The sequence below is a fragment of the Piscicoccus intestinalis NBRC 104926 genome, assembly GCF_001515525.1.
Classification (GTDB): Bacteria; Actinomycetota; Actinomycetes; order Actinomycetales; family Dermatophilaceae; genus Kineosphaera; species Kineosphaera intestinalis.
In genome coordinates, this window is the sequence record NZ_BCNQ01000023.1 from 12127 (window position 1) to 25947 (window position 13821).

The following is a 13821-nucleotide window of genomic DNA, read 5'->3' on the forward strand; positions in this document are numbered from 1 at the left end:
TGACGATCTACCTCCACATGCCCGCCGGAACCGTGTCGGTGAGTTCTGCGCTCAGCCGGTGGCCCACTCGCGCCGGACGCGTTCGATGTGCCGCCGCACGAGGGCTTCCAGGCCCGGCCGGTCGCGGCGCAGGGCGAGGTCGATCATCGCGCGGTGCTCCTGCGTGGAGGCGGTGAGCCGGCCCGACCGGGCCAGCGGCAGCAGCCCGCGCATGCGGCTGCGTTCGCGGGCGCGGCGCACGATCGCGACGAGTTCAGGGTTGCCGTGCAGCTCGAGGAACGACGTGTGGAACTGCGTGTCGACCATGAGGTACTCGACGATGTCGTTGGCTCGCTCGGCCGCCTCCATCGCCGCGACCAGCGGTTCCAGCGCGCGCAGGCGCTCGGCGTCGGCCTCGCTGTGCTCCGCGGCGATCGCGCCCATGACCGGCACCTCGAGCAGCAGCCGCACCTCGGCGAGCTGGTCGAGCTCGGCGGCGCTGACCTCCCGCACGCGGTAGCCGGTGTTGCGCACCACCTCGACGAGGCCGTCGCGCGCGAGGTCGAGCATGCTCTCGCGCACGGGCGTCGCCGACACCTCGAAGCGCGCCGCGAGCGCGGGCGCCGAGTACACCCGCCCCGGATCGAGGTCCCCGGACATCAGGGCGGCCCGCAGGCCGGCGGCCACCCGTTGCCGCACCGGGTCGCGGACCCCGCTCACGCCGATTGGGTCGTGTCGGTCGTGTCGGCTGCGTCGGCGACCGCCGCGGCGATGACGAGGTCCTCCCACGGCATCCCGGACGTCTTGAACACGACCGGCCGGCCGCCGCGCGGGCTGCGAACGCCCGTGACGACGTCGGCCATCGGCAGCAGCTCCTCGACGCTCAGCGCGCCCTCGTCGATCGCCAGGACGACGTCGCCGCACTCGCGCAGCGCGGCGCCGACCTCCTCGACGATGACGTCCGCGCGGCCCATGAGCCCTGCGTCCAGCTCCCTCTTGTCGGTCTCGTGCGACCCGACGGCCACGACGATCGCGTCGTCGCGCACGAGCGCCCCGTCGAACAGCGGCGTCGGCGACGTGGTCGTGCACAGGATCAGCCCGGCGGCCGCGGTCGCCGACACCGCCTCCTGGCTGCCGCTCGCGACGACCTGCGTGAACGCCTCCGAGGTCACCCGCTCGGGGTGGCGCACGACCCCGGTCACGCTGCGTAGTTCCCGCCGCCCCTCGACCACCGCGGCCAGGGTGCGCACGTGCGCCTGGCCTTGGTGGCTGGCTCCGTAGACGGCGACGTCGAGCGGACCGTCTGCGCAGAGCAGCAGGTCGTGGATGCCCGCCAGCGACACGGCCGGGGTGCGCACGTTGGTCAGGGCCGGGCCGTCGATGAGCGTGCGCGGGGTCAGCGTGTCGGAGTCCAGCAGCAGGTAGATGCCCTGAATGCGATCGTGCCCGCGCTCGGGGTTGCCCGGCGCGAGCGTGAGCACCTTGATGCCGGCGACCGGCCCCGCCTCCGCGGGCATGAGCAGGAACTCGCCGTTGCGTAGCGGCTGGGCCACGCGTTCGAGGTCGTTCTCCGGGCGAAAGCCGTCGGCCAGGGCGCTGCGCAGCGCGGCGACGGCCTGAGCCGGGCCGATGAGCTTGTCGACGGCGGCACGGTCGATGAACGGGATCATGGAGTTCATCGCAGCACGAATCCGGGCACGAGATCGTCGCGCGGGTCGACGAGGAAGACGTGTTCGCCCGTGCGGTACGCGGTGCCCGAGACCATCGGCACCACGGCCTCGCGGCCGGCGACCTGAGTGCGGTCGATGACGGTGCCGGTGAATCGCGAGCCGACGATCGAGCGGTGGCCCAGCACGCCCTGCGGCAGGAGGCCGCGCGCGGTGAGGGTCGCGAGCCGCGCGCAGGTGCCGGAGCCGCAGGGGGAGCGGTCGAGTTCGCCATCGGCGAAGATCGTCGCGTTGCGCTGCACGACCTCCCCGCCCGTGCTGAGGTCTTCGTAGACGATCGTGCCGTAGATGCCGCTGAGCCGGGGATCGCTCGGATGCCGCGCGTGCTCGGACTCGTCGAGCAGCCACTTGATCTCGCGCCCGATGGCGATGATGTCGCCGACATGCTCGGGGGTGACCTGCAGCCCCACGCTCGCTGCGTCGAGCTGGGCGTAGATCGCGCCGCCGTAGGAGACGTCGACGGTCAGCTCGCCGCGGGAGGTCTGCACCGGCACGTCGGTGGCGAGCACGTAACTGGGCACGTTGAGAAAGTCGGCCCCGGTCACCGTGACAGAGCCGCCAGAGCCACCAGGGCCGGAGTCGGTGTGCACCCGCGCGGTCACGCGCCCGGACGGCACGTCGATGACGACGTCGGTGACCCCGCTGGGGTCGGCGGCGACGAGGCCGCTCTCGATCGCCCACACTCCGAGCGCGATTGTGCCGTGCCCGCAGGCGGTGGAGAAGCCGTCCTTGTGCCAGAACAAGACGCCGAAGTGTGCGCCCTCGTCGTCGGGCTCGACGACGAATCCGCCGTACATGTCGGCGTGCCCGCGCGGCTCGTGGCACAGGATCCGGCGGATCCGCTCGACGTCGGGGGAGTTCATCGCGAACACCCGCTTGGTCGGCACGTCGGGCCCCTCGATCGTGACGGGCAGGCTCGTGACGATCCGGAACGGCTCCCCGCCCGTGTGGTAGTCGACGCTCTCGTAGCGCTCGATGGTCATCGTGACCCTCTCGTGTTGCCATTGCAATTGCACTGAGCGTAGGGGTGGGCGTGCGGCGGGGTCAACGATCGGCCGGGGAGATCGGCCGTCAGCGATCGGCCGCGCTGGGGCCGAGGCTCCGAGCTGTCACGAGCGCTGCAGCGAGCGCCAGAGCGGTGGCGACGAGCATGCTGAGCAGCGCTCCGGTCTCGAACGAGCCTGCTGAGGCCAGCAGGGATCCGAAGACCGCGACGGCGAGCGCGCCGCCGAGTTGGCGGCTCGTGTTGAGCACGCCGCTGGCGGTGCCGGACAGGCTCGGGTCGACGGCGTTGAGCAGCGCGGCGGTGGCCGGGGGCATGACGGTCGGCCCGCCGAACCCGACGAGCATCAGCAGGCCGGCGATGTGCCACAGCGGCGCGGAGGCGGGCGCCAGGCCCAGCCCGAGCAGCCCGGCCGCCATGACGACCAGCCCGCTGATCATGACCGGGCGGCGCCCGAACCGCTCGACCATGCGGGCGCTGAGCGGGGTGAGGACCAGGCCGACGAGCATCATCGGTAGGAACACCAGGCCCGTGGTCAGGCTGCTCAGCCCGCGCTGCTGCTGCAGGTCGAGACTCATGACGAACGGTGTGCCGTAGAAGCAGGCCATGAACGCGAACCCGACGAAGGACGCGGCCGACACGGCCGGTGCCGCGAACAGCGCGGGTGGCAGCATCGGGTGGGCCACTCGGCGCTCCAGCAGCCACAGCCCGGTGCCGGCGGCCACGGCCAGCCCGAACATCGCGAGCACGAGAGCCGAGGTCACGCCCGCGGAGCCCGATTCGATGGCGGCCCATGTCAGGGCGCCCATGGCGACGATCGCGAGCCCGAGTCCGCCGGCGTCGAAGGGGTGCCGGCGGCGCGGCGACGCGGGCGCGCGCCGAAGCAGCCACAGGGCGAGCAGGCCGACGGGCACGTTGATGAGGAAGATCGCGCGCCAGGTCCATTCGCTGAGCGCGCCGCCGACGACCGGTCCGGCGCTGGAGGCCACCGCTCCGCCCAGCGCCCAATAGCCGACGGCGCGGGCGCGCCGCACGGGGTCGCCGTAGGCCTGCCCGATGAGGGCCATCGACGTCGGCATGAGCAGGGCCGCGAAGGCGCCCTGGGCGACCCTGGCCGCGACGAGCAGCGGCAGGGTGGGCGCCAGCCCGCAGGCCACGGAGGCGGCGGCGAAGCCCGCCATGCCGAGGCCGAACGCCCGGTGGGCCCCGATGCGGTCGCTGAGCGCGCCGGCCGACAGCAGCAGCGCCGCGACCGTGAGCGTGTAGCCGTCGACGACCCACTGCAGGCCGGCCAGCCCGCCTCCGAGGTCGGTGCGGATGTGCGGGAGGGCGACGTTGACGACGACCGCGTCGAGGGTCACGACGAACATGCCGAGGAAGCAGGTGACGAGCGTCCATGCGGGGGAAGCGGGCTCGGCGTCGGGGTCGGCGGTCGGGAGATGCTCCTCGCGCAGGGTGGGGGAGTCCATGGGGCGCCTCGTGGGTCGGGGATGGCTTGACTCCAGTGCACTACCGCGCGAGAACCGGATGAAGGCCGTGACCAGGCACGTACTGACAGGGCGCCCCTGAAGACACGGGGAAGCGCGCCGGGTGCGCACGTACAGTGAGCGCGTGACCGCACGTGACGCCCGCGCCGCGGCCCGCCGGGAGGTGGCCGAGTTCCTCGCCTCGCGGCGCGCCCGGATCACGCCGCAGGAGTCGGGCCTGCCGCCGGCGATCGGCCGCCGCCGGGTCGCCGGCCTGCGGCGCGAGGAGGTCGCGCTGCTGGCGGGGGTGTCGGTGGAGTACTACGCGCGCCTCGAGCGCGGCCGGGTCGGGGCGGTCTCCGAGGGGGTGCTCGAGTCGCTGGCGCAGGTGTTGCGCCTCGACGACGTCGAGCGCGCCCACCTGGCCGAGCTGGTCCGCACGACCGGGGGCGGCGCCTCCGAGAACCCGGGCGGGCCCGGAGAGGTGCGTTCCGACCTGAGTGACCTGCTCGACCTGATGCCCGATGCCGCCGCGTTCGTGCGCAATGCCCGTCTCGACCTGCTCGCGGCCAACCCGCTGGCCCGAGCCCTGTACGCGCACGTCTTCGACACGGCAGCGGCCGGCGCGCCGGGGGCGGTGCCCAACCTGGCCCGCTCCCTGTTCCTCGACCCCCGGTCGCGCGCCTTCTACCGGCATTGGCCCCGGCTGGCCGACAACGCGGTCGGCGGGCTGCGCGCCGAGGCCGCCCGCTCCCGGGCCGACCGCGACCTGGCCGACCTCATCGAGCAGCTCAGCGAGCGCAGCGAGGAGTTCCGCACGCGCTGGACCGGGCACGTCGTCGACCACTACCGCTCCGGCGACCAGCACTTCCGTCACGAGCTCGTCGGCGACCTCACGCTGCGGTACGAGGCGCTCGATGTCGTCGCGGACCCGGGGTTGACCCTGCTCGTATACCACGCGGAGCCGGGCTCGCCCTCGGCCGCGGCCCTCGCGCGGCTGACCCCGTAGCCGGGGTGCTGCGTCCGCCGGATCGTGTCGCGCGTTGGGTGCGCACGGTGCGAGCCGCACGCGGGTCCGCCAGACTCGGCCCATGGTGCCGTTCCCCGAGCCCGCCCGAACCGACGACCTGCGGCTCCTGCTGCTGACCTACCTCGACTTCTACCGCGACGTCGTGGCCGCCAAGGTGCGCGGTCTGACTCCGGCTCAGATGTCACACAGTTGTGTGGGTTCGGGGTGGACGCCGGCCGGTCTCGTCACGCATCTGGCGTACATGGAACGTCGTTGGCTGCAGTGGGGTTTTCTCGGCGAGCAGGTGGAGGATCCCTGGGGTGACGGCGGACGTGACGGCTGGGTCGCCCCGTCGGCCGACCCGGCAACGCTGTTGGAGCGGTTGCATCGCGAGGGCCGGCGCACCCGCGAGATCGTGCTGTCCCACGAGCTCACCGACCTCGCCGCGACCGGAGGCCGGTTCGGCACCGAGCAGGACACCCCGCAGCTCCAGTGGATCCTGCTGCACGTGCTCCAGGAGTACGCCCGGCACGCCGGGCACCTCGACATCGCCCGCGAGCTCGCGGACGGCTCGGTCGGAAAGGCGGGTTGACCGCACGCGTCTCGTGCATCCCGTGCGTTCACGCGGGTAGCGGATGTGAAAGACACGACGTGCTGGAGGAGGAGGGTGTCATGACCGGGTTGGAACGGTTCGTGTCGGCGCAGGAGGGGACCTACGATCAGGCGCTCGCGCAGGTGCGCCGCGGGCGCAAGACCGGCCACTGGATGTGGTTCGTGTTTCCGCAGATCGCGGGTCTGGGCCGCAGTTCGACCGCGCAGCACTACGCGATCCGCGACCTCGACGAGGCGCGGTCGTATCTGGCCGATCCCGTGCTCGGGGAGCGTCTGCGGGAGTGCACTCGTGCGGTGCTGGAGTCGGGTGCGCCCAGCGCGGAAGCGATCTTCGGTGGCATCGACACGATGAAGCTGCGCTCGTCGATGACGCTCTTCGAGGCGGCCGCCGAATCCGACTCCCAGCTGTTCGCCGACGTGTTGGACCGCTACTTCGACGGCGAGCGCGACCCTGAGACGGTGCGGCGCCTCTGAGGCGTGGGTCGATCCGCCCTACTTCTCCACGTGCTGGTAGTCGTAGGTCGACAGCCACCGCCACCCCCGCGCCACGAACGCCTTGGTCAGGGGTGCGGAGGCGACCATCATGCCCGGCCGCACCTTCCGGCGGTCGGTGTAGGCGCGGCCGGCGGCGGGGGAGACGGTGCCGCGGTAGACGTACGGGTTCTGCACGGGGTTGATGTCGATGGCGCGCCCGTAGGAGTGGTTGGACCAGCGGGTGCCGTTGGTGATCCGCCGGCAGTTGAACGCGGAGGTGTTGTTCGCCGCCATGGAGGCGGTGTCGCTGCCGCCGTACGCCGACACCTCCCGCATCCGGGCGATCGGGAACCGCGAGCTGATGCCCACGGTGAACGCCTGCAACGCGCTCTTCTCGACCGAGGCGGCGAGCACGATCGTCCCGCGGTGGATGCGGCCGTCGAACCCCCAGTGATTCATGGAGACGGTCCGCAGCCGCGAGTAGTGCACGGGACAGCCCGCACGCCAGGTCTTGGCGACGTCGGCGCGGGTCGTCGGCCGCGAGGCGGCGGCGAGCACGGCGGTGCGCCGCAGCGTGATCGTCGGGCTCACGGCGCCCGGGGCCACGACGCGGAACGCGTAGGTGCCCACCGAGGCGCGCCCGTACCGCAGCGCGACGCGATACGCCCCGGAGGCGGGCACGGTGAACCGCTGGTGGGCCGCCCACGCGCCGCGCACCCGCACCTGCAGGGTCGCCGCGGCGCCCGCGGGTGCCCGGCCGGTGACGACCGGATCCCGCAAGGTGTCCTGGGCGATCGAAGTCGTGGAGACGGTGATTCGCGCGGCCGCCGCCGACGCGCTCTCGGGGGCGAACCCGGAGGGGCCAGACAGAGCGAGACCCACGGCCAAGGCGATCGCGGCTGGGCCGCGGCTCAGGAAAGGCATGCGCCCGAGTGTGCGGGCGTCGCCAATGCCTCGCCACGTCAGGTGGATACATCCGCAACTGGCCCGCACGGGGCTCGACACGCGTGACCTGACGACGACGGTCTGGCGTGATCGGTCGTCGTCACTCGTCGCGATGGGCGTTGACGAGCTCGCGTGAGATCACGTGGTCGGGATGGCCGAGCAGCACCGGGAAGGGGGAGTAGGACGTGTCGACCGAAGCTCCCGGGTGAGCGTCCGGCGCGTCGAGGCCACGGCGAGCTAGCTCGGAAACGGCGGCTCCCAGCGTCACGCCGTGCGCACGTGCCAACGATCGTGCAGCCGAGAGCACGACGTCGTCGATATCGAGGGTGATACGCACCGCAACATCGTGACATCACCACGCCGATCCGTCCGGCTCCTGACGGTACCGCCCAGCGGCGACCGCATCGCCCGCCACCGTCGTCGTCGAGGGCGCCCCGCCGCGCCGACGCCCGCACGGCCCGACCCGGTTCGCGCGGAGGTGCTGGTGAGCGCGAACACCACCGCCAGGTCGGCGGCGAGAACGGCCAACGTGACCGGATCGTCCTGCCCGGGTCGCCAGTGGCTCACGAGCGTCAGGCCCATCGCGGGGTTACCGTCGCACCCATGCCTCGCACTGTCTCCGAGCCGACCGCCCTCGTGGCCGAAGTCGTCGAAAAGACCGGACCCGCGCATGAGTGACCGGGCCGCGCGGGTGATCGTCATGACCGGAGCCACCTCCGGCATCGGCGCGCAGGCCCTGGAACGGCTCGCTCGAGAGCCGGGCAACCGAATGCTCTTGGGCGCCAGGGGAACCGGCCGAGCGGTCCCTGCCGGGGTGCAGACCGTGCCGCTGGACCTGGCCTCGCTGACGAGCGTTCGTGAGTTCGCGCAGGACGTCGTCCGGAATCTCGCCCGCGCCCGGATCGACGTGCTGGTGCTCAACGCCGCGGTGCAGGCGCGTCACCTCGACGGCCGCACCGCCGACGGCTTCGAGAGCACCTTCGGGGTCAACCACCTGGCGCACTATCTGCTGGTGCGTCTGCTGCTGCCGTACCTGTCCGACGGCGGACGCATCGTCATCACGACCAGCGACACCCACGATCCCGCGATCATCCCGTTCGGGCCGCGTCATCTCGACCCCGCGGCCCTGGCCCACCCGGCCGAGCGCGGGGCAGTGGCCGCGGGAATGCGGGCGTACGCCGCCTCGAAGCTGTGCAATCTGCTGACCGCACGATCCCTCGCGGCCCGCGACGAGGTGCGCGCCCGACGCATCCAGGTGGTCGCCTACAACCCGGGGCTGACCGGGGGCACCAACCTCATGCAGCTGAGCACCCGCGCGCAACGGGCGGCGTCGGCCGTGATCCGCCCGGCGCTCACGATCATCGGCCGGTTCAGACCGGCGTTCGCGATGGGCACGCCGGAGCGGGCCGGCGAGGTGCTCGCGCAGTTGGCCACCGGCGAGATCGCACCGCCGCCGGAGTCGGTCTACGTGTCGCTGGTTCGCGGCGAGGTCACCTTCCCCGAGCCGTCGGCGCTCGCCCGCGACGACGCCACCCGCGACGACCTGTGGCGCCGCAGCCAGGAGCTGGTCGGCCCGCTCGCGCCGTGACCCTCACCATCGACCAACCCCGCCGTGAACTGCGCGTTCGCGCAGGTCACGGATCTTGTCGGCGGTCGCCCCTAGCGTTCTCCTCACTCACCGAAGCGGCGTCACGAGGAGGACACCATGAGCACGACCACTGCCGAACTGGCCTACGAGGACCAGGTGCGGCGGCGCATGATCGACGCGATCCGCAGGTTCGGGTGCTGGTGCACGTACGTGTTCGGCGACGACATGCCGTGCGACTGCCACGAATGCGCGGCGCTGGGTCCGGCCCAGCCCGATCCCGGTGATCCGGAGGGCTCGGGCGACCACCCCGCGTTCTGCTACACGACCGGACTGCACGGCATCGGCCACCCCGAGTTCATCGTGCACGCGCTCGATCAGGAGGCCTCGGCGCGCGTGCTCAACGAGGCCACCCACATGGTCCTGCACGGGCGCGACTTCACACCGGGAGAGCAGCTCACGGTCGGCGGGCTCGTCGTCACCGTCGAGGCGGTGCCCAACCCGGGTGACATCTTCTTCGTCGCAACGACTTCTACGAGCGACCGCCGGAGGCCTCCGTCGCCGGGCTCCAGCTGACCTGGGCCGATGAGCGCGGCGCCTTCCCGTGGGAGCCCGAGTGCTCGCCCGCGGCGAAGCTGCAACCTCGGCCGGGTAGCTATACGGCGTGAACGTGGTCGGCCACCGGCGGGCGACGTCGGCTATGGCCCGACCAGCTCGTAGTCGACACCGAGCAGGTCGTACGTGCGGCGCGCCCGCTGGTCGCGAGTGAGGAGGCGATGGCCGGCGGTACGCGCGGCCTCACCGACCAGCGCGTCGTAGGTCGCGCCGCCAGAGATGCCGATAGGCGCGAGCCGCTCTCGCAGGGCGGCGGATTGTTCGCCACTGAGCCAGACGACGTGGGGAAACACTCGTGCAATGAGGGCGGCGGCGTCGCCTGGGTCGACGGCGGCCTGGCCGGGCATGCGGGTGATGACGGCGAAGACCTCGAAGGCCGCCTGGCCGGCGAGCGAGGGCCGGTGCCGCTGGACGGCCTGACGACACGGGATGTGGGCGCCGTGGCCGGCGTCGAGAGCGGCGACGGCCACGCTCGTGTCGACCGCCCACCGTTCAGCGCTGGCCATCGTCGCGCCAGCGCTGCACGTCGGCGTCGGTGATCGTCAGCCCTGGGACGGCCGCGATGACCGGCCACCCATCGACCTCGACGATCTGCCGTCCCGGCAGGCGCGGTCGGGTCAGTCGCAGGCTGTCGCCCTCGACAGTCACCTCCAACTCCGTGTTCACCCCCAGGTCGAGCTGGTCGCGCACGTCTTTGGGAATGACGATCCGCCCGGCCCGATCGATCGTTACCAGCATGGTTACCACGTTACCAGTACGACCTGTGCGGGCTCATGGGCTGACCCAACCGCTCTGCTGAACGGGCGACATATCGCCCGCTCAGCAGAGCGGCGCCCGGGCACGGGGCCGCAGGGACGATCGGCGCCCGAGCGTAGACACGTGTAGATATTTCTGCCTACGCTTATGGGGTGAAGAGGATCTCCGTGGGTGAGTTGCGGCAGAACCCCACGCGGATGCTCGATGACGTCGCGGCAGGCGAGACCTATGTCGTGACGCGCCATCAGCGTGAGGTGGCTCGGGTCGTGCCGACCGTGTCGTCGGCGGTGGTGATTCCGCCGAAGCGCAGCGGCCCGTCGCGAACCGTGGATCTGACCCGCGTCGAGCTCCCCGACGGCGCCGGCTTCGACGACTTCCTGGCCGATCTGAAGGGCGAGTCGTGACGTGGTACTACCTCGATAGCTCAGTGGCACTGCGCATCCTGCTCGGCCATTCGGCGGCGGCGGCTCTCTGGTTCGATGCGACCACAGCGTCGAGAGACGACGGCATCATCGCTTCCCGCCTGCTGCGCACCGAGATGACCCGCGCGCTTCGCCGAGTCGGTGAGCCGGTGGAGCGCCGCGACGAGGTGCTTGACCACATAGGCACGGTGTCGCTGGACCACGCCGTGCTCCAAGAGGCCGAAGCGATCGTGCCGCACATCAAGACCCTGGATGCCATCCACCTGGCATCTGTGCTGCGCAGCGGGCTGGAGGACGTCGTCGTGTGCACCCACGATCAGGCGATGTCGGCCGTCGCGCGGTTGCTGGGCCTGGAGATCCACGATCCCGTCACTGACGACCCTGGCTCTGCCTGACGGGAGCCGGTGTTGCGGGCCGATGACGGTCAATTGCTGGTCATGACCCCGGGGTACTAGCCGTCTTCCCTATCACTGCGCAGCGCCTCGGCCCCCGTGCGCAACTGCGCACGGTGCTCTCCCTCGGCGCCCAGGATCGCCTTGGGGGCATCCTCCGGATCGAGGGCATCCGGGTGGTGGCGTCGGGAGTGCGGCACCCGGACGACGAGCACGCCGCCTGCCTGCTTCGGCTGGTAGAAGATGCCGTAGGGGAACCACCTATCTGGTGTTGGAGCTAGGGGACCGCTCCACCCAGAACGAGATCGCGCAACGGTCAACGCGGCGTGGCAGGCAGGCTCGCGGGACCGCACGGGAGCCTGTGTCATGAGACCGGACCACCCGGGTTCCGCTGAATCACCTCCGCGGAGCCGGTTCAGCGGCAGCCGGCCGGTCCCGTCCCGCGGAACGAGACAGCGGGTCGACAGGCCGAGGCCCCGGAAGCACCCGCACCGCCGCACCCCGCTGCCCTAATGGCGGTGCCCGCGACCAGAAGGGCGAAACTCCCGGCCGGCGCGGGAATGATCTGCCGCCTCCAAGAGTTGAGCCAATCAGACGCAACTTTACGGAGCCTGAGCTTGACACTGGCCCTTCAGCCAGCGAGATTGAGCGAGGACGCCGCAAGGTTGCGGTAGAACCACCCAGCAACTTACAGACTCCTGGCCGGTCGGTGTCAGCCACAGGCGCACCGCCGGGCAGGGCGTGAACCGACAACCAAGGAGTACACCGAATATGGCTCGTGCAGTAGGCATCGACCTCGGCACCACCAACTCGGCCGTGTCCGTTCTTGAGGGCAACGAGCCGACCATCATCGCGAACGCCGAAGGCGGTCGCACCACCCCGTCGGTCGTCGCCTTCAGCAAGAACGGCGAGGTCCTCGTGGGCGAGATCGCCAAGCGCCAGGCGGTGACGAACGTCGACCGGACCATCCGCTCGGTCAAGCGCCACATGGGCACCGACTGGAAGTCCGGCGAGATCGACGGCAAGAAGTACTCGGCGCAGGAGATCAGCGCCCGCATCCTGCAGAAGCTCAAGCGCGACGCGGAGAGCTACCTCGGCGAGCCCGTGACCGACGCGGTCATCACCGTGCCGGCCTACTTCGACGACGCCGAGCGCCAGGCCACCAAGGAGGCCGGTGAGATCGCGGGCATGAACGTGCTGCGCATCGTCAACGAGCCGACCGCGGCCGCGCTGGCGTACGGCCTCGACAAGGGCAAGGAGGACGAGCTCATCCTCGTCTTCGACCTCGGTGGCGGCACGTTCGACGTGTCCCTGCTGGAGGTCGGCAAGGACCCCGAGGACGGCTTCTCCACCATCCAGGTGCGCGCCACCCACGGTGACAACAAGCTCGGCGGCGACGACTGGGACGACCGGATCGTGCAGCACCTGCTGACCACCGTGAAGAACAGCACCGGCGTCGACCTCGCCAACGACAAGATCGCCATGCAGCGGCTGCGCGACGCGGCCGAGCAGGCCAAGAAGGAACTGTCGACCGCGACGAGCACCAACGTCTCGCTGCAGTACCTGTCGATGAGCGAGAACGGCCCGATCCACCTCGACGAGACGATCACCCGGATCCAGTTCGAGAAGATGACCAGCGACCTGCTCGAGCGCACCAAGGCGCCGTTCCACCAGGTCATCAAGGACGCGGGCATCTCCGTCTCCGACATCGACCACGTCGTGCTCGTCGGTGGCTCCACCCGTATGCCGGCCGTCACCCAGGTCGTCAAGGAGCTGACCGGCGGCAAGGAGCCCAACAAGGGCGTCAACCCCGACGAGGTCGTCGCCGTCGGCGCGAGCCTGCAGGCCGGTGTGCTGAAGGGCGAGCGCAAGGACGTGCTGCTCATCGACGTCACCCCGCTCTCGCTCGGTATCGAGACCAAGGGCGGCCTGATGACCAAGCTCATCGAGCGCAACACCGCGATCCCGACCAAGCGCTCGGAGGTCTTCACGACCGCCGACGACAACCAGCCGAGCGTGCTCATCCAGGTCTTCCAGGGCGAGCGCGAGCTGGCGAGCGCCAACAAGCCGCTGGGCACCTTCGAGCTGACCGGCATCGCGCCGGCCCCGCGCGGCGTGCCGCAGATCGAGGTCACCTTCGACATCGACGCCAACGGCATCGTGCACGTCTCCGCGAAGGACCGCGGCACGGGCAAGGAGCAGTCGATGACGATCTCCGGTGGCTCCGCGCTGCCGAAGGACGAGATCGACCGCATGGTCAAGGAGGCCGAGGCGCACGCCGAGGAGGACAAGAAGCGTCGCGAGGAGGCCGAGGCCCGCAACACGGCCGAGCAGGTCAGCTACTCGACGGAGAAGTTCCTCTCCGAGAACGGCGACAAGGTGCCCGAGGACACCAAGAAGCCGGTGCAGGAGGCCCTCGACGACCTCAAGGCCGCGCTCGCCAAGACCGGTGACGACGCCCCGTCCGCCGAGGACCTCAACGCCAAGGTGACCAAGCTCAACGAGGTCTCCCAGGCGATGGGTTCGGCGATGTACGCCGCCGCGCAGGCCGAGCAGTCGGCCGGCGAGGGCGCCCAGCCCGGCCCGGACGCCGGTGCCACCGGCGGTCAGCAGGCCCCGGGTGACGACGACGTCGTCGACGCGGAGGTCGTGGAGGACGACGACCAGGGCAAGAAGTGACCTTCGACGGATCAGCGGGGTCGCCGGCAGCGGCCGGCGGCCCCGCCCGCGAAGGGCGCAGGCCCGCCCATGAGCAGGACGAGGAAACCCCGCGAATCGTCATCCGCGACAAGCGGCGTCTCGATCCGCAGACTGGAGACCTGCGCGTCACCTCAGA

15 protein-coding genes and 1 pseudogene are annotated in these 13821 nt (G+C 71.1%); 8 read left to right on the forward strand and 8 right to left on the reverse strand.

Going from position 1 to position 13821, the window contains the following annotated elements; genetic code table 11:
- Window positions 1-51 precede the first annotated feature (51 nt).
- From PINTE_RS06060 to PINTE_RS06075, 4 genes are all read right to left on the reverse strand, one after another.
- Window positions 52-699 carry a GntR family transcriptional regulator gene (locus PINTE_RS06060; RefSeq protein WP_245642824.1) on the reverse strand — a complete coding sequence of 216 codons (648 nt, stop codon included), beginning with the start codon at window positions 697-699 and terminating at the stop codon, window positions 52-54.
- A complete protein-coding gene (locus tag PINTE_RS06065) occupies window positions 696-1658 on the reverse strand; it encodes an ornithine cyclodeaminase family protein (RefSeq protein ID WP_068427532.1) in 963 nt (320 codons plus the stop codon). Before PINTE_RS06065 ends, PINTE_RS06060 begins: the two co-directional genes overlap by 4 nt.
- Complete coding sequence (locus tag PINTE_RS06070; RefSeq protein ID WP_068427536.1) at window positions 1655-2689, reverse strand: proline racemase family protein; 1035 nt, start codon at window positions 2687-2689, stop codon at window positions 1655-1657. The genes PINTE_RS06065 and PINTE_RS06070 overlap by 4 nt, the downstream gene beginning before the upstream one ends.
- Before the next feature lie 88 nt (window positions 2690-2777).
- Complete coding sequence (locus PINTE_RS06075; protein ID WP_068427538.1) at window positions 2778-4178, reverse strand: MFS transporter; 1401 nt, start codon at window positions 4176-4178, stop codon at window positions 2778-2780.
- Window positions 4179-4320: 142 nt separating this feature from the next.
- Between PINTE_RS06075 and PINTE_RS06080 the strand changes: the two genes are divergently transcribed.
- The 3 genes from PINTE_RS06080 (at window position 4321) to PINTE_RS06090 (ending at window position 6270) form a co-directional block, all read left to right on the forward strand.
- Entirely contained in the window at window positions 4321-5184 is an 864-nt protein-coding gene (locus tag PINTE_RS06080) for a helix-turn-helix transcriptional regulator (protein ID WP_068427594.1), read from the forward strand.
- Window positions 5185-5266: 82 nt separating this feature from the next.
- Window positions 5267-5776, forward strand: a complete 510-nt coding sequence (locus tag PINTE_RS06085; RefSeq protein WP_174523991.1) for a DinB family protein — start codon at window positions 5267-5269, stop codon at window positions 5774-5776.
- An 80-nt stretch (window positions 5777-5856) separates the two neighbouring features.
- A complete protein-coding gene (locus tag PINTE_RS06090; protein ID WP_068427539.1) occupies window positions 5857-6270 on the forward strand; it encodes a DUF1810 domain-containing protein in 414 nt (137 codons plus the stop codon).
- Window positions 6271-6288: 18 nt separating this feature from the next.
- Here PINTE_RS06090 and PINTE_RS22590 read toward each other — a convergent pair whose 3' ends face one another.
- Together PINTE_RS22590 and PINTE_RS06100 are read right to left on the reverse strand one after the other, a co-directional pair.
- Window positions 6289-7194: a M15 family metallopeptidase gene (locus PINTE_RS22590; RefSeq protein ID WP_157087105.1), complete on the reverse strand. Its 906-nt coding sequence runs from the start codon at window positions 7192-7194 to the stop codon at window positions 6289-6291.
- Window positions 7195-7315: 121 nt separating this feature from the next.
- Window positions 7316-7552, reverse strand: coding sequence for a hypothetical protein (locus PINTE_RS06100; protein WP_068427543.1), 237 nt, complete (start codon window positions 7550-7552; stop codon window positions 7316-7318).
- 333 nt (window positions 7553-7885) lie between these two features.
- Here PINTE_RS06100 and PINTE_RS06105 point away from each other — a divergent pair, with 333 nt between their 5' ends.
- Together PINTE_RS06105 and PINTE_RS06110 are read left to right on the forward strand one after the other, a co-directional pair.
- Window positions 7886-8803: an SDR family NAD(P)-dependent oxidoreductase gene (locus PINTE_RS06105; RefSeq protein WP_068427544.1), complete on the forward strand. Its 918-nt coding sequence runs from the start codon at window positions 7886-7888 to the stop codon at window positions 8801-8803.
- A 225-nt stretch (window positions 8804-9028) separates the two neighbouring features.
- Window positions 9029-9468 (forward strand): annotated as a pseudogene (locus PINTE_RS06110) (DUF4262 domain-containing protein).
- A gap of 30 nt (window positions 9469-9498) precedes the next feature.
- Here the strand turns inward: PINTE_RS06110 and PINTE_RS06115 are convergent.
- Window positions 9499-9921: a type II toxin-antitoxin system VapC family toxin gene (locus PINTE_RS06115; RefSeq protein WP_068427547.1), complete on the reverse strand. Its 423-nt coding sequence runs from the start codon at window positions 9919-9921 to the stop codon at window positions 9499-9501.
- Entirely contained in the window at window positions 9908-10153 is a 246-nt protein-coding gene (locus PINTE_RS06120) for an AbrB/MazE/SpoVT family DNA-binding domain-containing protein (RefSeq protein WP_068427548.1), read from the reverse strand. The genes PINTE_RS06115 and PINTE_RS06120 overlap by 14 nt, the downstream gene beginning before the upstream one ends.
- Window positions 10154-10323: 170 nt before the next feature.
- On the opposite strand from PINTE_RS06120, the gene PINTE_RS06125 reads away from it, so the two are divergent.
- From PINTE_RS06125 to dnaK, 3 genes are all read left to right on the forward strand, one after another.
- Window positions 10324-10575, forward strand: coding sequence for a type II toxin-antitoxin system Phd/YefM family antitoxin (locus PINTE_RS06125; protein ID WP_068427550.1), 252 nt, complete (start codon window positions 10324-10326; stop codon window positions 10573-10575).
- On the forward strand, window positions 10572-10988 hold the full coding sequence (locus PINTE_RS06130; protein ID WP_068427552.1) for a PIN domain-containing protein: 417 nt from the start codon (window positions 10572-10574) through the stop codon (window positions 10986-10988). Before PINTE_RS06125 ends, PINTE_RS06130 begins: the two co-directional genes overlap by 4 nt.
- 768 nt (window positions 10989-11756) lie before the next feature.
- The gene (gene dnaK / locus PINTE_RS06135; protein WP_068427554.1) at window positions 11757-13664 is read left to right on the forward strand and encodes a molecular chaperone DnaK; all 1908 of its coding nucleotides are present in this window, start codon (window positions 11757-11759) and stop codon (window positions 13662-13664) included.
- The last annotated feature ends 157 nt before the right edge of the window (window positions 13665-13821 follow it).